The sequence below is a fragment of the Amycolatopsis sp. NPDC034160 genome (assembly GCF_055575355.1).
Map to the genome: position 1 here is coordinate 23,456 of NZ_JBVISU010000023.1, position 19,677 is coordinate 43,132.

Here is a 19,677-nt window from a genome sequence, read left to right on the forward strand (position 1 = left end):
CGACGCTGACAGTGAGCGAGGCCAGGCGCTCGAGGTGTTGCCGGACGGGATGCAGCGGTTGCTGCGCTGGGCGGACTGGGACATCGATGGCGTGCGTGATGCTCTGCGGGACTACGTGGTTGAGCACCTCGGTGACGATGCCGGGGTGCTGATCGTGGACGAGACCGGGTTTCTGAAGAAGGGGATCCGTTCGGCTGGAGTGCGGCGTCAGTATTCCGGGACGGCGGGGCGGATCGAGAACTGCCAGATCGACACCTTCCTGGCGTATGCGTCCGGTCGTGGGCGTGTGCTGATCGATCGGGAGTTGTATCTGCCGGAGTCATGGCTGGCTGACCGTGACCGGTGTCGTCAGGCCGGTATTGCCGACGAGGTCGAGTTCTCGACGAAGCCGCGGCAGGCGATGGCGATGCTCGAGCGGGCATTCACCGCGGGCGTGCCGTTCGCGTGGGTCACCGCCGACAAGGCTTATGGGCAGGTCCAGTACCTGCGGGACTGGCTCGAAGTCCGCGACGCCGCGCATGTGCTGGCCCTCAAGGTCAGCGACACCCTGGTCATCGCCGATGGTGGCCAGGGCCGGGCGGGCGAGCTGATCACGGACCTGCCGGCCAAGGCGTGGCGGCGGTTGTGGGTCCGTGCCGGTGCGCACGGACCGCGTGAGTTCGACTGGGCCAGAATCGCCATCCGCACCGGCTGGCGGGCAGGGCGCGGACATTGGCTGCTCGCCCGCCGATCGATCTCCGATCCGACCGAGACCGCCTACTACGTCTGCTACGGACCACGCCGCTCGAGCCTGCTGGACCTAGCCTGGATCGCCGGGTCCCGCTGGCGGATCGAGGAATGCTTCCAGCAAGGCAAGAACGAGGCAGGTCTCGACCACTACCAAGTCCGGTCCTGGCGAGCCTGGTATGCCCACATCATCCTATCCATGCTCGCTCACGCCTGGCTCGCCGTCGCCAGATCCCTTGCCAGAAAAGGGGAATCGGTGTCGGCGAGCCAAACATGATCGGATTCACGCTCCCGGAGATCCGCCGCCTGCTTAACAAGCTGGTCCTGCGTGTCGCCGACGCCGCCGACCACATCTGGGCCTGGTCACGCTTCCGACGCCGACGACAACACCAAGCCCGCCTCAGCCACTTCAAACGACGCGGCTACCCTCTCGTCTAACTGCCGTTGCAGTACTAGTCGCCCTGCTCGAAGAACTGCTCGATCAGCTTCTGGGTGCCTTCGTCCGGGCTGCCTTTGATCGTGATGCTGTCCTTGCCGCGTTTGACGGTGACCTCCCGGTGCTGGTCGCGGTTGACGAAGTCCTGGAGCACCCGCCCCAACTGGCGCAAAACGGGAGAACCGGCCAGTGTCACGATGATCGTCGTGACTGTTGCCGGGTCGATTCCTTTCGCCCCGGCAACAGTCTCATGGGAATCGGTGTCGAACTTCGCGTCGTCGATGGCCAGGCCGAGCAATTCGATCCGCAGCTGGCGGGCCATCCGGTCCGCGACCGCAGCATCCTGATCATGAACTGTCACCAAAATGGGGGTCATCCCTGTCACGATATCGGCCCATCGTACGATGGGCTGTCCAGGGTGAACATCCGAAGGGCTGGTCGATGACGCAGCGGCGCACCGCATTGTTGATCGCCACTGACACCTATACCGACCCGGCCTTCGCCCGTCTGCACGCGCCCGAGCATGATGTGGCACAGCTCGCGAGAGTACTCGGCGACCCCGATATCGGCGCTTTCGCCGTGCGGTCCCTACTTAATCAGCCGTCGCATGTGATCACAAAAGAGATCGACAAACTATGCACCACAGCCGAACGGAACGACTTGATCCTGCTGTACGTGTCGGGACACGGCATCAAGGACAGCGACAAAGGCGATCTGCATTTCGCCACCACCGACACCAGTCGCACGCTGCTGACCAGCACATCGGTCGAGGCCCAAGTGGTCCGCCGGCTGATTGACAAAAGCCCGGCACGCCAGGCGATCGTATGGTTGGACTGTTGCTATTCTGGCGCCTTCCCGGCTGGCGCGACCCCGAAATCCGCAATGGAGGTCGACGTCATTGCACAACTGAAGTTCGCCGCTGCCCGAGGCTGTTGCGTGATGACAGCCTCGACCCACATCCAATACGCCTACGAACCGAACCGGGAAGCAAAAGCCATTGGGGAACCCCAGGCCTCGGTCTTCACGGGCGCCATTATCGAAGGTCTCCGCACAGGCAAAGCAGACCTCGACAATGACGGCGAAATCGGAACTGCTGAGCTATACGACTACGTCCGCCGCCATGTTCGTGAACACAGTGACAATCAGACCCCCACAAGAAATGACATGGTGAGTGGCGACCTTCTGGTCGCCCGCAACAAGTTCGGTTTGCGCCTGCCATCGGCACTCAGCCCGGAGATCCGCGGCCTGTTGAAAAGCCCTAACCCGGAACACCGGCTACTGGGCGTGAGCCACCTCCGCGAGAAAGCCGAGTCAGGCGACCAAACAGCCCAGCAAGCCCTGGCCGCCCTGCAGTCAAGCCGAGACCCGGACCTGGCCAAAGCAGCCCGGACCGCCCTCGAACCGCTGCCGACGCATACGCCGAACCTCGATGTGATCATCAAGAACAAGCAGGAGCAGCAGCCGGCGATCGAGTGGCCACGGCCAACCGCGCCTCAGCCGTGGAAGCCGACCGTGCGAAGGCCGTTGGAGCCGACCTCGTGGCAGAATGAGCCTTATTCGGCACCACTCATAGAACTTCCCGGCCAGAGCATGCGCCGACTTTCCAGCAAACGGAAGTACGTCAGCTGGGCGGAGTTCGGTATTGCCACTGTCGTTCTCGTCTGCATGTTCTGGCTACACAACGGCTCGGTGTTCTGGACGATCTTGCTCTGGCTGTTGATCGTCCTGCTGATCGGCCCGAGCCTGGTGGATCTTTCCTTCACCATGCGTCGCCTGGTTAACGACACCAGCAAGGTTCTCTGGCGCGGATCCGAGGCCGTCGAGGGCCGGATGATGTTCAGCCCGGATGGCAGGCACCTGGCTGCCGGGAGCATCCAGTGGGACACGAGGAACTGGCACACCTTGCAGTCTTCGCAGCGGGCTCGGCAGCGGGTTCGGTGCAGGACTCCCAGAACCCGGCACCCCGGTTTCCAGGCGTTTAGCCCGGACAACACCATCACCGCCTGGTCTGACGGCGCATGTACAAAGCTAATCGACAGACAGACTGGCGCGCCTCACGGCGAACTGCCTCAGGGAACCGTTGCCTTCAGCCCGGACAGCCGGACCGTAGCCGTGGCGACTGAGAACGGCATCTGTGTTGTCGACATCAGCTCTGGGAATATTAACACCTGGCTCCACAGGCAACCGATAGTCGATCTCATCGAATTCGACCCTACCGGTCGTTTCCTGGCCGCGAGTATTTGGAGCCCAAGTGGTCGCAAGCTGCTCGTCTGGACAACTGCGACGTGGCAGCCAGTCCCCTTGCCCTATGATTTCGAGCACGATAACACATTCGCTTTTAATCACACCGGTTCGGTGCTCGCCACGCGCGCAAAGACCGACCATGCGTCCCAGCGGCTGACCGACAATGTGGACTTTTTGCTGTCCGGCCATATGGATTTTTGGCTGACCGACCATGTGGAACGGTGGCTGACCGACCACGTACACCGGTGCCGGACCGACCATGTGCACCTGTGGCGGACCGACACCTGGGAGAAGATCCGGACAATCATCCCCGCCTGGCTCGTTGGCCCGCTCGCCTTCAGCCCAGATGGAAAACACTTGGCTGTCGGGCACGGGGCGACTATCCGGCTGGTCTCGACCGCCACCTGGGAATGGGCCACAAGCAGGCACCTTGTCGGCCATCAGGGCAATGTGAAGGATATTCGATTCAGTCCAGACGGCCGCGTCCTGGCGAGCACCGGAAACGATGAAACCATCCGGTTGTGGAAAATGACCGGCTAGTAGTGCTTTGTTAGGTGTTGCCGACCTGCTTCGCACTTGCCTTGTCTTCGCCGGATGGCTGGCCGCAGGTGACCGTGATAGCAGGACTAGGTCATGGTCTCCGCCGGGCCGCACGGGTCGACGACGATGACTTTTACGTTGCATGACAACGCCCCGCGGGGACGCTTTCAAGGTTAGCCTCGCCCGGCTCGGCTACGGACGCGTGGTCGTGGACGTCGCCGGCGACTCAGTGTTATTGCACCTGCTCGTAACGGGGATGTCCGTCCGCGCGATTGCGTTGTGACGAACGGGGGAGTGGTAATGGCAGGGTGGCACGAGCGGCGTTGGCGTCGCTACACCGCGCTGGAGCAGCTCCGACGCCACCGGCGGGCCGCCAGTCGCAAGCCGGTGAAGGGCCGCGTGCTGGTGGTCCGGGCGTTACGAGACCGCGGATTTGGCGAGGTGTGTGAGTCAGAAGCGAACGATTACGCCAACGTGGGACGCAGGTTCAGCGGCCGGCTGTTCACGGTAGTCTTAACAGGCCTTGTTTCGTCACTGATGGTGCTCGGCGGGGTGGGTCTGCTTGAGGCCACAGGGCTGATCATTGGGGCGGTTGCCGTGCTGTTGCTTCTCAGCATGGCTGATGTTCTGTTGAATCCCACGCGGATCTTCATCCTCCTCCTGCTTGCCTGGCTGATTATCGCCGGAGTACTCATGGCGCGCGGGCAAGGAGCTGCGGTGATGCTCACTCACCTGCTGCCTGTTGGTGTCATGTATGGACTCGAGAGCGGCCGTCGGGCGTTTGTACTGGCGGCGCGCGTACCCATCTTTCTCCCAGCTGGACTGGTTCTTGTGCTGGCGCCGCTGCTGACGGAGGACCCGTGGCGCTTCGCTGCTGAAGCCGAGGGCCGGTTGGCGATGCTCGCCGCTGTGGTGATCCTTCCATTGCTGGTTCTTGTGCTTATTCGGCTACGCCGCCTCAACCTAGCTGGAGTGTTTGCGCGCGCGGCGGAGGTCGTCGCCGCGGACATCGACCGTTCAGCGCAGCGGGGCGTTCTTATGCTCTGGTCGCGGTCTCTGACCAGGGAACGCTGGCCAGACAGTGAGGACCTGCTGCGCTACCTGCGTCGGTCTTTCGCCGCACATACCCTGCCTCGGTCTGCTGAGGCCATGGCTTCGACAATCCCCATGAGCTTCCACCGCAAGTGCATGGCCCGCATGTTGATGCTCCTCGTGGGCGTCTGCGCCCTCAACTTCACCTTGATCTACGGCATAGTGGTAGCCGCCATGCCCGCGAGCCTGGTTGGCGATTGGTCGAAGGCGACGGTCACTTACGTTGGCCCTGTGCCGCTGTGGCCGTACATCGGTACAGTGGCCCTGTTCACCATCGTCGCAGCGGTCGGTTTCCTCGCCTTTGCCCTCACCGAGGAAACCTACACAACCGCTCTGGTCGACACTATCTACGGCGATCTGGCCCGCGACGCCGTCATCATCGGTGCCGCCTACCTGCACCACTCGGGAACGCCAATCCCCCAACCAGTTCCGACCGGCGGCACGACTCCGCCGGAAGATGCGTTACACCCCAACCTCCGCCGCATACCTGGGCGTAAAAACCGCAAACGTCGCCGCCGCGTCTAGAGAAGGCCGGTGGCCATGTGCACGGCGTTTGTCTCATCGCAACACCGAGCATCGGCTCACTCTCGCCAGCGCCGCCTCGTCGACTCGTCAGGAGGGCTACCAGGTCGGCATAACCCTATTCGACATGACGACGTTCGTTGACGACGCCAGTTTCAAATTTGAATGTTCGTTCCGGCAGCCGTCGAGGCTCGTTCGCGCGAAGACGGGCTCAAGAAAGCTCGAAACCGGCTCCGACGTCGGCGCCGATCGACGCGGTGGAACGAGCGCCTGGGCCGCAGTAGGTAGCGCACGTGTCCTCCAGCGCGGGCGGTGTCGATACGCCGAAGAGGATGACGAACGGCTCGACCGTAACTCGATAGGTCGCGTCAAGAACCGCGGCGTCGCCGACGTGCGTGCTGACGTCGCGCAGCTGCGGTGGAAGGACCGCGTGCTTCCGACACAGGTGAAGGAACGCCTGTGCATGTCTCGGTTCGCGGATCCTGGGTGACATCTGGTTTTCCCAGCAATCGTCGTCGCTTTCTGTCACCGCCGGTCACACCCGCCGGTCTGGCTCGGACATGGAGAGTCGCCCACTGAGCGGGAAAATGCCGTCTCCGATTGGGCTCCGTTGCCGAAGTAGAGCCCGACACACCCAGATACAGCCTGACACTCGGACGGGTCGAAAGGTACGCGTTGACCTGCGCGAACGGTCAGGATCCGGCATTGCGCGACACTGGATGACACGGCGGCGGAGGGGACTCATAATCCCTTGGCCGTCGGTTCGAGCCCGACCCGGCCCACCATGTCAACATCGCTGACCTGCGGGAATGTTGGTCCTGCGGTGACAATTTCGCTTCGGTGTTGATCGCGTCTGGGCTCCGTTTCGTCTCAGTTTGCTCCGTTGTGCTGATAGGTGGAGAAGTGCTTTGCGGAGCCGGTCGGTGGCGTAGCAACCTTTCTGCTTCCTCGTCACAACCGCTGCGGTTGAGGGACTTCAGCGGATCTGGAGTTCTTTGCTTCCACAGTTCGACAAGCTGGGTGTGGTCGCAGGTCGGCCTAGGCCGCTGGGGAGATCACGGGGTTGGACTCGACGCGGGGGTCAAGGAGCCGATGGAGGCCGGTCCGGCCGTGCGGGGCGCTCGGTATGGCCGCGCTCATCGTGTCGTGGGCTCGAGTTCGCCTCCTGCTCGTCGCGACTTGGCCCGGTAGTGAAGGCCGATGCCAAGGCCGGTGGTCAGCATGGTGAGCCCGAGGCAGATCATGGCGGTGACCGCGGGCCACTGGAGATGCGGGGGCAGGTGCAGCGCCAGAAACCAGGATGGCGTGAGCTGGCCGGTGGTCAGCATGAGCGCGGGCACGATGCCCTGGGCGGCCAGGGGTACCCAGCACAGGATCAGGCTCGCGACGACGTAGACACGCTGGCCGTTCGGAGCCAAGTGGAGGCCGAGTTTCTCCAGGTGCGGTTCGGGCGTGGGCAGGGAAGACTTTCGCGGTTTCCAGGCCGGGGCCGGTCGCTTTCGTCGGGGCGAGACGCCGGTACGCAGATACAGGAGCAACTCCGGCGCGCTCGATTCGAGCTTGGCCACGGCCCACCGTCCCAGTAGCCAGGCCAGCAAAGTGCCGCCGGCCACACCCACGACCGGCCCCGCCCAGACCGGCCCCAGCCGTGCCGCGAAATACGCGGGGGCGGCGGTCGCCGCGCTGAGGATCAGCACCATCAGGACCTGCGCGAAGTCGGTACCGTTCTCCAGCAGGTTGCCGCCCCGGAGCCGCGGATCGGTCATGGGTACCGGCCTCAGCACCGACACCAGCACGGTCACGCCCGCACCGCCGCCCAGCAGCGCGGGTAGCACCGTGGCCAGCCAGGGCCAAAGGCCGTATTCGCCGGTGAAGACGACCATCGCGGTGGTCAGGACGAGTGTGGTCGGCGCGGTGACCAGCAACCAGGCAAGCTGGCGGCCGCGTACATCGTGGCGGGCGGAACCGGGGATCATCAGTTTGCCCCACAGCTCGGTGCCGTCCTCGCCATAGAGGTTCGCGGAGATCGCCGCGACCCACAGCGCGAACACCAGGCCGGTCCACGGCAGGAAGATCGACGCGCCGACGGCCAGCGGCAGCAGGCAGAACACCAGGGCGTAGCACAGGGCGAAAACCAGGTAATGAAAGCGAAGCAGGTCTCGGGACCAGGTTCGCAGCTCCCGGGCGACGACCGCGGTCACCGGGCCCCTGGCCCAGTCGCCGGAGGACAGCCGGACCGGACGTCCGCTCGCGCGACGGGTGGCCAGCCGTCGCTTCAACAGACCTGCCCAGCCGTACCAGCAAAGCAATCCGAGCGCCGCCAGCCCCGCCAGGACGGCGGCCACGGTCGGCCAATTCCCCTGCGCGGCGGCGCGCACGGCCAGCAGTCCCCAGCCTGAAGGCAATGCCGTCAACCACGCGGAGAACGAATCCGGGAAGCCGGTGCGCAGGGCGGTCTGTGCCAGCGGCGAGAGCACCCAGCTCGAATGCAGCCCGGCCAAGATCGCGGCGCTGACGAGAGCGGCGAGCGCCGCACCCACCTTGGAGCGCATGACCTGGCCGAGCACCGCGGTGATCAATCGGGAGGCCAGCACGCACACCGACAGCTGAAGGACGACCGCGAGCACGCCGACCACCGTGGCCGCGGCACCAAGCCCTGTCTTGACCGACGCGACCACCAGCGTGGAGAAGGCGACGAGCGTGACCAGGGGGCCCACGCCGACGAACGACGCCGCCGCCAGCCCGGCCGCCAGACGGCGTGGTGTCAACGGCAACAGCGAGAACTGTTCGGGCCGCAACGTCTCGTCACCGCCGCCGAAAAGCGCCGGGCCCAGCAGCCATCCGGCCGTCCAGAGGGCGAATCCTGCCCCCAGCACATCGAAGCGCAGCGACGCGACCGGGTAGTCGCGTCCGGCGAGCAAGATCAGGCCCGCCGCGAGCGTCAGCCCGGCCACGGCGCCCGTGACCAGCCGGCCGGCGCGCTGGCCGGTCATGGAATTCCGCAGCACGGCCAATTTCATCCGGATCAGGAGGACAGCCATGCCAGCTCTCCCATCTCGGGGGCCTGGCCGCCGACCAGGTCCATGAACCGCTCTTCCAGGCTTCGGCCGGCTCGCACGGTCTCCAGTGGGCCCGAGGCCACGACCCGGCCGGAGGCGATCACCGCCACGTGGTCGCACAACTGCTCGACGACGGCCATCACGTGGCTGGAGAACACCACGGAACCGCCATCCCGGACGAACCGCCGCAAGATGACCTTGATGGTGGCGGCCGAGGCGGGATCGACGGCCTCCAGCGGTTCGTCCAGCACCAGCAGCTTCGGCGCGTGCAGCAGTGCGGTGGCCAGGCCGATCTTCTTGCGCATGCCCGTCGAGTACTCCATCACCAGGGTGCGCCCGGTATCGGCCAGCTCCAGGATCTCCAGCAGCTCACCCGATCGCCGCTCGACCTCGGGCACCTCCATACCGCGCAGCAAACCGGTGAAACGCAGTAGCTCGCGGCCGGTCAGCCGCTCGGGCATGGACAGCCCGTCGGGCAGCACGCCCATGAGTTCCTTGGCCCGTGCGGGGTCGGCCCAGACGTCGACGCCGAGGATCTGGGAGCGCCCGCTGTCGGGACGCAGCAGTCCCACCGCCATCGACAACGACGTCGTCTTGCCCGCGCCGTTGGGGCCGATCAGGCCGAAGAAGGACCCTCGGGGCACTTCCAGATCGATGTGGTCGACCGCCGGTCTGTCGCCGAAGGTCTTGGTCAGCCCGGCGAGCCGAAGCGCGGGAGCTGTACCCGATGACTTCATGAGGTTCCTCCAGATGCGGAACGGCACGTGTCGTGCCGCTTCCGGAACGAGCATGCTGAAGTATTCGGGCAAAGTCAACACGGCACGTGCCGTTCCGCTATGCTGCCGAAATGGCCGACAAACGCGGCAGCCGTGTCGCCGACCGGACTGATGCCATCATGCGGACCACGCTGGAGCTCGGGCAGGAGGTGGGATACGCCAAACTCAGCATCGAGGCGGTCGCGGCGCGCGCCGGAGCCGGCAAACACACGATCTATCGCCGATGGCCGTCCAAGGGCGCATTGTTCCTCGACTCCCTGCTGTCGCTGAACGAGCCCGAACTGAACTATCCGGACACCGGCGACATTGAAACCGACCTGCGCGAGCAGATCCACGCGGCCGTCGATCTGCTGAGCAAACCGCCGCTCGGGCCGCTGTATCAAGCTTTGCTGGTCGAGGCCCAGCAAGATCCTCAAGTCGCGGAGGCGTTGAACGAACGTTTCATCAGGCCGCAAGAGGAGAAGACGATCGCTCGCTTGCGGAAGGCTCGCGACCAGGGGCAACTGTCCAGCGACTTCGACCTGAGCCTGGCGATGGCCCTCCTGTCCGGTCCCTTCTATTTCCAGGTGTTGATCGCCCGGCAACCGCTGACGCACGAGTACGTCGACCGCGTGATCGAGGCAGTCTTCGCCGGGATCGGACCGAAGGCCCCGACGACTGCTGGTGGCTAGGACCGCGGCCGTCGTCGCCGCCATCACTGCTGCGTCGATGCTCGAGGTCGAAGCCGTCCAACACGCGAGGGTCGCAGAAAGCCATCAGGACGCCTGGCCCGTCGGCACCAGGCGAAACGTCGAAGGTGATGAACACGGTCCCGGTGTCGGTCAGTGCCTCGCCCGAGAGTCCGTTGGCTCGCCAGAAGAGCTTGTCGTAGGCGACGAACGCCTTGCTCAACACGCTTATACGGCCAGGTTTTGCGAGCCCTTCGGCCTGCTCGGGCAAAGCCGGGTCGAAGCCGACCTTGGCGGCTTCGTCGTTGTCGAGTAGTGCGGAAGTGGGTTCGGCCTGATGGTCGGCATTGCGACGGTGCTTGACTTCCCGTGACGATGAGAAGTGTCGGCCGCGCGTGAGTCGTGTTGCCCGCCGGGCGGTGTGAGGGAATCATCATGGGATGACTGCCGTGAAGATCCCGCGCCCCGTCGCTGGTGATGTCGTAGACCTGATTTTGGATGATCACCGGTTGTTCGAGCAGCTCCTGCGTGATTTGCGGGACGCGACTGCGGACCGTGGTGCTGCCCGGGCTGCGCTGTCGGCGGCGTTGATCGCGCATGGCGAGGCTGAGGAGAACGAGGTTTACCCGGCGCTGCGGCGTAAGGACGCGATCGACAAGCATGAGCAGGAACACGGTGAGGAAGAGCATGCCGAGGGCAATCGGGCGCTGCTGGACTTGCTGGAGTGTAAAGGGACCGATACGCAGAAGTTCGACGACGCGGTCGAGAAGCTCGCCGAGGCGCTGATGCACCACATCGGTGAGGAGGAACAGACGATTCTCAACCCGGCACGTACCGACGTGAGCGAGAAGGTGCGGCAGGAGCTGGGGACGGCCTGGGCCACGCGCCGCAACGCGTTGCTCGACCAGGACTGCGGTTCCCTCGACTTCGTCAAGAAGGTCGTGGCCCGAGCCGAGAAGGAGGGCCTGTTGTCGGATGAGGACGAGAAAAGCTAACCGTGCCTGCACCCGTCATGCCCGGTAGGACCCAGGTTCGTCCGTGAAATCCGGGCACGGGCCCGGTATTTGGAACGACAGGTTGCTGTCCTGGGGGTGCTGGTGCCGGATACTTCCACGTTCCCGGTTCCGTGAGGCGCGGGCCATGCGGGTGGTGGCGGAAGGCGTGCCAGGCCAGGCGGGCGGAAGAGAGGGCGACCTCGACGCGCTCGCACTGGAGTTGACCACAGGCCACCGCCTGCGAGCGGAATCTTCACCGAACTCCTTGAGTGTGCCCCCGCGGCATGGGTTCAACTGCTCCTGTTGAGGTAGCTCAATCGGGCTGTTCGAACAAAGGGGCGGTATATGGACAGGAGATTGCGATTCGCCGTGGTGATCCCCGCGGTCGCCGGTGGCCTGCTCGCGGGAATGATCCCCGCGCTGGCGAACCCCGGCACGGTGAACACCACCGGCATTCCGGCGCGCTACGCCGAACAGGACCTGGTGTGGCGCCAGTGCACCGCCGAGGATGTGCCGGATAAACCGGAGACGGCGAAGATCCTTGAGTGCGCGACATTCGCGTCTCCGCGCGACTGGGAGCGCCCGGACGACCGGCAGGACGTGACGATCGCGATCAGCAGGCTGAAGTCCACCGGTGAGACGACGGCATCGGTGCTGACCAATCCGGGCGGTCCCGGCGGGCCGGGCCGCTCGTTTCCCGCCTCGCTGAGCCGGCAGGTCAAACTGCGTGAGCACCAGGAGCTCATCGGCATCGACACCCGCGGCACCGGCAGGAGCACGAACATCTCGTGCGACGGAGCGGGCCAAGGTGAGACCCGCGACCCGCGCGACCGCGACCCGCGCAATCTGGACCTTCTCCTGGATACGGTGGAGCTGGTCACGAAGACCTGCGAGCAGGCCTCCGGTGAACTCGGCAGGTTCGTCGACACCTTCCACAACACCAAGGACCTGGACCTGCTGCGGGTTCTGCTCGGCCGGGAAAAGATCAACTGGATCGGTTACTCGGCGGGCACCTGGCTCGGCGCGCACTACGCCCAGCGGTTCCCCGACCGGGTCGGCCGGTTCGTGCTGGACTCGTCGGTCGACTTCACTTCGACCTGGGCGGCGTCGTTCGACCTGCAGCCCATGGGGTACGAACGCCGCTGGCGGCAGGACTTCCTGCCGTGGGCCGCGACCCATGACGACCGCTACGGGCTCGGCGTGACCGGCGAGCAGGTTCGGCAGACCTTCGAGAAGGTCCGGTCCGCGCTGACGCGCAATCCGGTGGAGGTCGACGGCGTGAAGGTCGGCCCGGTCGACCTGGACAGCCGTTTCCTCGGCCTGCTCAAGAGCAAGAAGGCCTTCCCGGTCATGGCCGACTTCCTGGTCCAGCTCAGGACACTGACCGGGAACGACGCGCCGGAACAGGCCAAGGCGCAGGCCAGGGCGGCGATCGCCGACGCACCGGCCGAGTCGGCCCCGAATGACGCCCTGCTCGCCGTGCTGACCGCCGTCCGGTGCAACGACAGCCCCACGCCCGGCGACCGGAAGTCGGTGATCCGCAGGTCGCAAAAGTTCCTCGACCAGGGCAAGCTGCTGGACGGCGGGTTCTGGATGTTCATCCAGAACTGCATCTTCTGGGAAAAGCAGCCCCGTCCGCTGCCCACGGTGAACGGCAAGGGCGTTCCGCCGGTGCTGATGGTCCAGTCGGTGAACGACCCGGCCGCGCCCATCGAGGCCGCCCGGAAGGCACACGCCGGGTTCGAGAACTCCCGGCTGCTGACTGTCACCGGCGAAGGTGACCACGGCATCTACGGGTACGGCAACCCGGCCGTGGACAAGGTCGTCGACGCCTACCTGGTCGACGGCGTGATTCCGGGAAACCAGAGCGTGCCCGGCATGCCGCTGCCCAACCCCGCCTGACCGGTCGAAGCAAGTGAAGGCCACCTTCATTACTTTTCCCGTAATGAAGGTGGCCTTCACGAGGCCGCCAGGCTCAGCCAATCCCGTCGCCCCGGCGGCAAGCTCACGCTCGTTCCGTGACCGCCTTGCCGCCTGGCCAGGCGATTCCGCTCCACAGCACCCAGCGCGGCTCGATCCGATGCGCTGGCGACCGAGAGTCCGGGCACCGGCCCGGTGGGAGATCCGCGTCTCGGCCCCCGGTGCCTGTCCTGGGTACGTCGGTGTGGTGATCACGACGTGAGGTGCTTGTCCGGGAACCATGAGCCGTGGATTCCGCTGGGCACGCGCCGCGGCAGCTCGACCGTGGCGGTGGTGCTCAGGTCGTGTGCGTCGAGGATGAGTAGTCGGGACGCGTTGGCGGGCAAGTCACTGACGATCGTCAACAGGTAGCCGTCGTCCTCGCCGATGGCGCCTGCGGCGGGGACGAAGACCGCTTCACCGGCATGCCGGCCGGGCCCCGGCCGGTGCAGGTGCCGCTCGCCGGTGGTCGTGTTCAGTTTGACGATGGCGAACTCGTCGAGCCCCGCTCCGGGGAAGGCGACCGAGTAGCTGATCGCGGAGGGCAGGCCGGTGCGGTCGTCGTTGATGCTGGGGAAGTCCGTCACCAGGTCGTCGAGTTCCTGCTCGGTCGCGGTCCCGGTCGCCGGGTCCAGCAGCCACCGGGTCGCGATCGCCCCGCTGACCGGCGCGGTCGGGTGGCCGGGCGCGCCGATCCACCACTTCCACGAGGTCGCCCAGGACGCCTGGTCGTAGGCGGGACCTTCGAGGACGATCTTCCCGTCCGGCGTGTCGTAGGCGTTGGTGACGTGCAGCAGGGCGCGCTGGCTGACCGGGATCCAGGTCACGTGCGGCGTGCCGACGCGGTCGAGGACACCGATGCGGGCCGGGTAGTCGTCATGCCAGCGGTAGGGGATGCCCGAGGTCTCCTCGGAGTCGAAAACGACTGGCAGGTCGAGGAAAACGGCTTTGGTCGCGGTGATGGCGAAGTCGTGCATCAGGCTCGGGCCGCTGCCGTCGACCACTTGGCTGCGAGTGATGTGTCCCTCGGGCGAGGCGACGTAGTAGGTCAGGTGCGGCGGAAACGGCGAATAGCCGAAGAAGTGCAACTCGCCCGTCGTCGGGTCCTGCTTCGGGTGCGCGGTCATCGCCGAGGTGAGCTTGCCGTGGAAGTCGAACGGGCCGACGGTGTCGAGTTCGGGTGTGACCTCGTAGGGCAGGTTGGCCTCCTGGAGCGCGAGGAGCCGGCCGCCGTGCTCGATGATGTGGGTGCCCGCGACGCTGGCGGTGAGATCGACGCTGCCGTCTCCGCGCACGAGCGGTGCACCGTCGAGAGCCGGGGTTTTGACCCAGCGGTTGCGGTACCACTGGGCGCGCCCGTTCGCCAGGCGGACGCCGTGCAGCATGCCGGAACCCTTGAACCAGTGGCTGGGGGTGATGCCGGGCTTCGGGTTGTGGCCGTTGCGAAGGTATTCGCCGTGCAGTTCCGGCGGCAGTGCGCCGGTGACCGGCAGATCGACCGCGGTGGTCTCGTCCGGAACAGGGGTGTAGTGCCCAGTCAGGTAGGGCTTGGTCGTCATGATGATTCTCCTTTTCCTGCAGTGGTTTCAGTGCTTGCGAAGGGCTGGTGCCCACGACAGCAGCAACGCCAGGCCGGCGAGTCCGGCCGTGGCGGCGAAGGCGGTGGCGAAGTGCGGAACGGGACCGGTGCCGGTCGCGACGGCGACCAGGGTCGCCAGGCCGAGCGCGCCGCCCATCTGGCGCGCGGTGTTGACCAGGCCGCTGACGAGTCCGGCTTCGCCCGGAGCGGAATCGGCTACCGCGAGGGTGGTGACGTACACGAGACTGACCCCGATTCCCGCGCCGATCAACAGGAACGGCCCCACCAACGCGGCATAGGCCGGGCCAGGCCCCAGCGCCAGCCACGCGAGCCCGGCGGTCAAGGACACGAGACTGCCGGCGAGCGCGGTGCGGGAGCCCACGACCGCGGCGATCCTCGGCGCCAGCAGCCCGCCGACGGTGATCGCCGCCGCGATCGGCACCTGGGTGACGCTGGTCTCCACCGGGCTCATTCCCAGCGCGATCTGCTGGTACTGGGGCAGGAAATAGAACATGCCGACGCTGACGGCGCCGAGCAGTGTCATGATCGCGTTGGCCGTGACCAGCGGAGCGCGGGTGAACACCGCCGGCGGCACGAGCGGCCGGGCGACGCGCCGCTCGATGGAGAGGAAAGCGGCCAACGCGACCACGCCGAGGACAAGCGCGCCGAGGGTGACGCCACCCGTCCAGCCGGTATGCGCACCGCTGACCAAGCCGTAGGCGATGCTCGCCATGGCGAGCGTGACGGTGGCCGCGCCACCGATGTCGAACGTGCCGCCCGCGGCGGGGAACGGCCGCACCGTCCACAGCACCACCGCGGCGACCAGCAGTCCGATCGGTGCGTTGATCAGGAATATCCACGGCCAGCCCAAGGTCTGGCTCAGCACGCCGCCGAGCAGAACACCCGCGATGCCGCCCGCACCGGACACCCCGCCCCAGATGCCCATCGCCCTGGCGCGCCCGGCGCCGCCGGGAAACAAGGCCATCACGATGGACAGCGCCGCCGGTGCCATGACCGCCCCGCCGGCTCCCTGCGCCAGCCGCGCGCCGATCAGGACCGGTCCTGTCGGAGCGAGCGCGCATGCGGCCGATGCCGCCACGAACACGGCGAGACCCGCGACGAACACCCCACGGCGACGGAACACGTCGGCGAGCCGACCGCCCAGCAACAGCAAACCGCCGAACGCGACGAGGTAGCCGTCCACCACCCAGGACAGCTCGGCCGGACCCAGGCCGAGACCGGCTCGGATGGACGGCAGTGCGACGTTCACGATCGACGCATCCAGCACGACCATGAACTGCGCCGCGGCCAGCGCGGCGAGCGCGAACCCCCGGCGGCCCACACGCCGGTGGTTCGAGATGAGCGGTCCGAAAGTAGTGTGTGATTGGTCAGTCACTTTTGTCTCCTGAAAAAAAGGGCCCGCGTACGGGCCGGACCGAGGTCGGCTACGCCTATCCGGTCGCGTCCGAATAGTGCAGGAGCCCTTCGGTGAGCTGGAGCGCCCAATCGGCGGCCGAGTCCTCGATCCCGAGGGCGGCCACCAGGTGGCACAGCTGTCCGCGGGCGAAGAACGCCTGGACGTCGGGTTGTGCGGCCCGGGAGCGGCCGGCCACGTAGTCGACCAGGCGAGCCTGGTTGCTGCGGAGAGCGTCCCGGATCGCCGGCTCGTCGCTGGCGGCCAGCGCGTGAACCTGGAGCATGATCAGCTTGCGGTCCCTGATCAGCGCGGCGTAAGCGTCGGCCATCGTGGCGAGCACGCGTCCCGGACTGGCGGCGGGCAGCTGATCGACGGCAGCCTGCAGCGTGTCGAGGATCCGGTCGAAGCAAGCGCTCATCGCGGCGACGAACAGGTCCTGTTTCGTCGGGAACAGGCGGAACACGTAGGCGGGGGAGATTTCGGCGGCCGCCGCCACCTCGGCCACCGGAGTGCCCCGGTAACCGGACTTCGCGAACACCTCGACCGCCGCGGCGATGACGCCCGACCGCCGCTGCTCCGACTTCGACAACGTCTTGCTCATGTTAGTGATTGAACACTCACACCTCTTCGCCGTCAAGCCGCGCGTCGGGCGCTCGACTGTTCGAGACCCTTCTCAACCTCGTAGTCGAGTGAGGCGGCTGGCGATGTCCGCAGGTAGGCCCCTTGTATCGCCATGCGTCGTCAGAACGATTCGTAGCGACCCGTCGTGTGTGACGACGCCGAGAATCCGTTCGTTCCGGACCTGCGTCGTCATCGTCGGACCCCAGATCGCGACCGCGGACGTCGTGCCGGGCTCGTAGGTCCCCAGGTTGGTGATCTCCAGGTCGGCGGTGGTGGCAGCGAGCATCGCCGCCTCTGCCTCCACGGCGTCGGCGGGATTGAGCGAGGCCAGCATGAGTGCCGCGTCGCGCGCGGCGTCGCGTGCCGCGCGCAGTTGCGTCGTCGCGTCCTTGGCGAGGGACCAAAGTGTGCTGTGCGCGGGTGCCCGCATGAGGACCGTCGTCGCCGTGAAGCGGTTCACGACGTCATCGTCGAGACCCAGCACCGAGCGGAGGTCGATGGGCACATTGATGCGGATGTCGTCGGCGCCGGTGAGCGCGGTGAGTGCTTGTGCGGCGGCGGCACAGAGTGCGCCTTGGACGGTTGAAGCGTGGGCACGAGCGGTTGAGCGAAGGTGTTCGGTCGTCGCAGGGTCGAGTTCGGCGATCTCGATGCTCGGTGCCGTGGCGTCGAACGGACGGATCGTGGCGGCAGGCGGGTCCGTCGCGGTGTCCGGGGTGTGCTCGACCGGCTGCTCTGCCCGGGGTAGGCGTTCGAGCAGACTCTCCTGGTCGATGGGCACCGGCCGAGCCGGGAGCGTCTGTCTGTCGAGGATCGCCAGGAGGTCGTGCACTGCGCGGAGTGCGCCGCGTCCGTCGGCGATCTGGTGGGAGAAGGTCAGAAGGACGATGGTTCCACGGTCACCAGGACCGTCGCTCAAGAACGTCGCGCGCACCAGAGGACTGCCGTTGGCGTCGATGGGACGTGTCTGCTCCTCCGCTGCCGCCTCCCGCCAGTCGCTTGTGCGGGCCTCTCGGACCGGAATGGGCCCGGTCGACCGACGGAATGCCGGGCGATCGCCGGTGCGATCGATGCCGGCGGCGAGCAGCGGATGCGTTCGCTGCAACTGCGCGAGCGCGCGCTCCAGCTGCTGTGCCGAGACAGGCGCCTCGAGTTCGACGACGAGCGAGAACTGTACCGGGTTGCGACTGATGTAGAGGTCGATGATGTGCTCGAACGCCCCTAGCGGGCGCAGGATCGGGTCTGCCTCGAAGTGGTGCATGCCGTCCTTCGTGTCGTTGTGCTCGATGGGCAGGGCGCGTGTCAGAGTCGGCAGTGTTGGTCTTCCTTGGGGACTTTCAGTTCGATGAGGTAGGCGGTGACGGCGTCGTTGACGCAGGGGTTGATCCCCTCTTGCGCGACGGTGTGCCGTGCACCTTCGACGGTGAGCACGGTGCCGCCGATCTCGTCGGCGAGGATCTTGCCGGCCGCGTAGGGGGTGGACGGGTCGCCGGTGATGGAGATGATCAGGGAGTTGGGCAGCCCCTTGACGTCCTGCGCGTAGGGAATGCCGAGGCTGGGCTTACCAGGCCAGGATTCGCACGCGTCCCGGCTCACTCCTTCGGCCTTTTCGCCGGTCGCCAGGTACGGGCTGGTCCGGACGATGTCGGCGCGCAGCCGGGTTTCTTCCTCGGGCGTGCGGCGCGCCTCGTCGTTGCAGTTGATCGCGAGGTTCGCCTCGGAGAAGTTGGTCCACGCGCCCGAGGCGTCCCGACCGCCGAACAGGTCGCCGACCTCCATGATCTTCGTCCCGTCACCCTGCTTGAGCTGGGCAAGACCCTTGATGAGCACCGGCCAGACCTCGGGGTAATACAGGCCGGCGGTGACGCCTCCGGTGGCCTGGTTGAAGTTCAGCGTGCGCCCGTTGCCGGCGGGGACCGGCCTGTCGATCAGTGGCTGGACCAGCTTCTGGAAGGCTTCCGTGGCCTGGGCCGGGTCGGTACCCAGCGGGCAGTCCGCGCTGGTGGCGCAGGCGGCCGCCAGCTTTTCGAAGTTCTGCTGGAAACCGGCCTGCTGGGTGAGCCGCCGCGGCGGGTTCTCCAGGGTGGGGTCCACCACGCCGTCCAATACCAGTGCGCGCACATTCTTGGGAAACATCTCGGCGTAGACCGCGCCGAGCCGGGTGCCGTAGCTCTGCCCCGCATAGGTCAACTTCTCGTCGCCCAGGGCCGAGCGCAGGATGTCCATGTCCCGGGCGGCGTTACGGGTGCCGACCGCGGCCAGGATCTCCTTCCCGCCCGAGCCCTCCGCGCATCGCTCCGCCAGGCGCCGGGTGTCGTCCTCGCTCCACTTTCCCGACGACGCCAGCAGTGTGGTCTGGTCCTCGCCGCGATCGCGTTCCTGGTCGGTGAAACAGCTGATCGCGGGCGTCGACGACCCGACCCCGCGCGGATCGAACCCCACCACGTCGAACCGTTGCGGCAGCGGGCTCTTCGCGAACGCGGTACTGAACTTCGTCGCCTGGGTCATGCCCGAACCGCCCGGGCCGCCCGGGTTGAGCACCAGTGAGCCGATGCGTTGACCGGGGTCCCCCTGGGCAGGAAGGCGGAGCACGGCGACCTGAATGGTCTTTCCGTTCGGTTCCTGGTAGTCCAGCGGAACCTTCAGCCGGGTGCACTCGAAAGGCGCGGCGTAGAGCTTCTTCTCTCCCGGTGTGGAGCCGAAGCCCTCACACGAGCCGAACTTCAGCTTCTGCCCGTAGTACGCCGTCAATCCGGCAGGAGACGGCTGCGACTCGGAAACCGCCGAGGTCGGAGCGCCCGCGCAGGCAGCCGCCAACGCGAGTACCGCCGTCGCCCCGACAGCGGCACCGGCGCGACCGGTGGTTCGCCGGGTTACCGGTGAGCTGGACCGGTCCACTGGCGGGCCGGAGTCGTACAAGGCCATGGAAGCCTCCGGGATCAATCGTGGGCAAGGTGCGTCTTCTAGGAGACACTCGGCCGTAGCGGCACACTCAACCCCGTACCGGTGTGTTCTTGTCGACAGCTCGCGGCGCTCCCCGGCC

The 19,677-nt window shown here is 66.4% G+C and carries 14 protein-coding genes and 1 pseudogene; 6 read left to right on the top strand and 9 right to left on the bottom strand.

Annotated elements, in window-relative coordinates:
- Positions 1-22: 22 nt before the first annotated feature.
- Positions 23-1,003: pseudogene (locus ACZ54P_RS33275) on the top strand (IS701 family transposase); the annotation flags it as partial.
- Between the two features lie 175 nt (positions 1,004-1,178).
- On the opposite strand, the gene ACZ54P_RS33280 reads toward ACZ54P_RS33275, so the two are convergent.
- On the bottom strand, positions 1,179-1,538 hold the full coding sequence (locus ACZ54P_RS33280) for a hypothetical protein (RefSeq protein ID WP_465465569.1): 360 nt from the start codon (positions 1,536-1,538) through the stop codon (positions 1,179-1,181).
- A gap of 65 nt (positions 1,539-1,603) precedes the next feature.
- Here ACZ54P_RS33280 and ACZ54P_RS33285 point away from each other — a divergent pair, with 65 nt between their 5' ends.
- Positions 1,604-3,946 carry a caspase, EACC1-associated type gene (locus ACZ54P_RS33285; RefSeq protein ID WP_465465570.1) on the top strand — a complete coding sequence of 781 codons (2,343 nt, stop codon included), beginning with the start codon at positions 1,604-1,606 and terminating at the stop codon, positions 3,944-3,946.
- A 300-nt stretch (positions 3,947-4,246) separates the two neighbouring features.
- Entirely contained in the window at positions 4,247-5,563 is a 1,317-nt protein-coding gene (locus tag ACZ54P_RS33290) for a hypothetical protein (RefSeq protein WP_465465571.1), read from the top strand.
- A 208-nt stretch (positions 5,564-5,771) separates the two neighbouring features.
- Here the strand turns inward: ACZ54P_RS33290 and ACZ54P_RS33295 are convergent, their stop codons facing one another.
- The 3 genes from ACZ54P_RS33295 to ACZ54P_RS33305 form a co-directional block, all read right to left on the bottom strand.
- A complete protein-coding gene (locus ACZ54P_RS33295; RefSeq protein WP_465465572.1) occupies positions 5,772-6,089 on the bottom strand; it encodes a hypothetical protein in 318 nt (105 codons plus the stop codon).
- A gap of 607 nt (positions 6,090-6,696) precedes the next feature.
- A complete protein-coding gene (locus tag ACZ54P_RS33300) occupies positions 6,697-8,601 on the bottom strand; it encodes a hypothetical protein (protein ID WP_465465573.1) in 1,905 nt (634 codons plus the stop codon).
- Positions 8,586-9,356, bottom strand: coding sequence for an ABC transporter ATP-binding protein (locus ACZ54P_RS33305; protein ID WP_465465574.1), 771 nt, complete (start codon positions 9,354-9,356; stop codon positions 8,586-8,588). Before ACZ54P_RS33305 ends, ACZ54P_RS33300 begins: the two co-directional genes overlap by 16 nt.
- A gap of 110 nt (positions 9,357-9,466) precedes the next feature.
- Here ACZ54P_RS33305 and ACZ54P_RS33310 point away from each other — a divergent pair, with 110 nt between their 5' ends.
- The 3 genes from ACZ54P_RS33310 to ACZ54P_RS33320 all read left to right on the top strand — a co-directional run bounded on the left by ACZ54P_RS33310 (position 9,467) and on the right by ACZ54P_RS33320 (position 12,960).
- Positions 9,467-10,066 carry a TetR/AcrR family transcriptional regulator gene (locus tag ACZ54P_RS33310; protein WP_465465575.1) on the top strand — a complete coding sequence of 200 codons (600 nt, stop codon included), beginning with the start codon at positions 9,467-9,469 and terminating at the stop codon, positions 10,064-10,066.
- Positions 10,067-10,503: 437 nt separating this feature from the next.
- A complete protein-coding gene (locus ACZ54P_RS33315) occupies positions 10,504-11,058 on the top strand; it encodes a hemerythrin domain-containing protein (RefSeq protein WP_465465576.1) in 555 nt (184 codons plus the stop codon).
- Between the two features lie 345 nt (positions 11,059-11,403).
- A complete protein-coding gene (locus tag ACZ54P_RS33320) occupies positions 11,404-12,960 on the top strand; it encodes an alpha/beta hydrolase (protein WP_465465577.1) in 1,557 nt (518 codons plus the stop codon).
- A 269-nt stretch (positions 12,961-13,229) separates the two neighbouring features.
- Here the strand turns inward: ACZ54P_RS33320 and ACZ54P_RS33325 are convergent, their stop codons facing one another.
- From ACZ54P_RS33325 to ACZ54P_RS33345, 5 genes are all read right to left on the bottom strand, one after another.
- Positions 13,230-14,576, bottom strand: a complete 1,347-nt coding sequence (locus ACZ54P_RS33325) for a carotenoid oxygenase family protein (RefSeq protein WP_465465578.1) — start codon at positions 14,574-14,576, stop codon at positions 13,230-13,232.
- Between the two features lie 27 nt (positions 14,577-14,603).
- Entirely contained in the window at positions 14,604-15,992 is a 1,389-nt protein-coding gene (locus ACZ54P_RS33330) for an MFS transporter (protein WP_465465579.1), read from the bottom strand.
- 55 nt (positions 15,993-16,047) lie between these two features.
- Positions 16,048-16,614 (bottom strand): TetR/AcrR family transcriptional regulator, encoded by a 567-nt coding sequence (locus tag ACZ54P_RS33335; RefSeq protein WP_465465580.1) that lies wholly within the window; start codon positions 16,612-16,614, stop codon positions 16,048-16,050.
- 72 nt (positions 16,615-16,686) lie between these two features.
- On the bottom strand, positions 16,687-17,895 hold the full coding sequence (locus ACZ54P_RS33340; protein ID WP_465465581.1) for a phthiocerol/phthiodiolone dimycocerosyl transferase family protein: 1,209 nt from the start codon (positions 17,893-17,895) through the stop codon (positions 16,687-16,689).
- Between the two features lie 41 nt (positions 17,896-17,936).
- The gene (locus tag ACZ54P_RS33345) at positions 17,937-19,559 is read right to left on the bottom strand and encodes an alpha/beta hydrolase (RefSeq protein WP_465465582.1); all 1,623 of its coding nucleotides are present in this window, start codon (positions 19,557-19,559) and stop codon (positions 17,937-17,939) included.
- Between the last annotated feature and the right edge of the window lie 118 nt (positions 19,560-19,677).

Excerpts from the sequence above, each read along its gene's own strand:
- ACZ54P_RS33280 (WP_465465569.1), bottom strand. The coding sequence starts at position 1,538 with ATGACCCCCATTTTGGTGACAGTTCATGATCAGGATGCTGCGGTCGCG.
- ACZ54P_RS33285 (WP_465465570.1), top strand. The coding sequence starts at position 1,604 with ATGACGCAGCGGCGCACCGCATTGTTGATCGCCACTGACACCTATACC.
- ACZ54P_RS33290 (WP_465465571.1), top strand. The coding sequence starts at position 4,247 with ATGGCAGGGTGGCACGAGCGGCGTTGGCGTCGCTACACCGCGCTGGAG.
- ACZ54P_RS33300 (WP_465465573.1), bottom strand. The coding sequence starts at position 8,601 with ATGGCTGTCCTCCTGATCCGGATGAAATTGGCCGTGCTGCGGAATTCC.
- ACZ54P_RS33305 (WP_465465574.1), bottom strand. The coding sequence starts at position 9,356 with ATGAAGTCATCGGGTACAGCTCCCGCGCTTCGGCTCGCCGGGCTGACC.
- ACZ54P_RS33310 (WP_465465575.1), top strand. The coding sequence starts at position 9,467 with ATGGCCGACAAACGCGGCAGCCGTGTCGCCGACCGGACTGATGCCATC.
- ACZ54P_RS33315 (WP_465465576.1), top strand. The coding sequence starts at position 10,504 with ATGACTGCCGTGAAGATCCCGCGCCCCGTCGCTGGTGATGTCGTAGAC.
- ACZ54P_RS33320 (WP_465465577.1), top strand. The coding sequence starts at position 11,404 with ATGGACAGGAGATTGCGATTCGCCGTGGTGATCCCCGCGGTCGCCGGT.
- ACZ54P_RS33325 (WP_465465578.1), bottom strand. The coding sequence starts at position 14,576 with ATGACGACCAAGCCCTACCTGACTGGGCACTACACCCCTGTTCCGGAC.
- ACZ54P_RS33335 (WP_465465580.1), bottom strand. The coding sequence starts at position 16,614 with ATGAGCAAGACGTTGTCGAAGTCGGAGCAGCGGCGGTCGGGCGTCATC.
- ACZ54P_RS33340 (WP_465465581.1), bottom strand. The coding sequence starts at position 17,895 with ATGCACCACTTCGAGGCAGACCCGATCCTGCGCCCGCTAGGGGCGTTC.
- ACZ54P_RS33345 (WP_465465582.1), bottom strand. The coding sequence starts at position 19,559 with ATGGCCTTGTACGACTCCGGCCCGCCAGTGGACCGGTCCAGCTCACCG.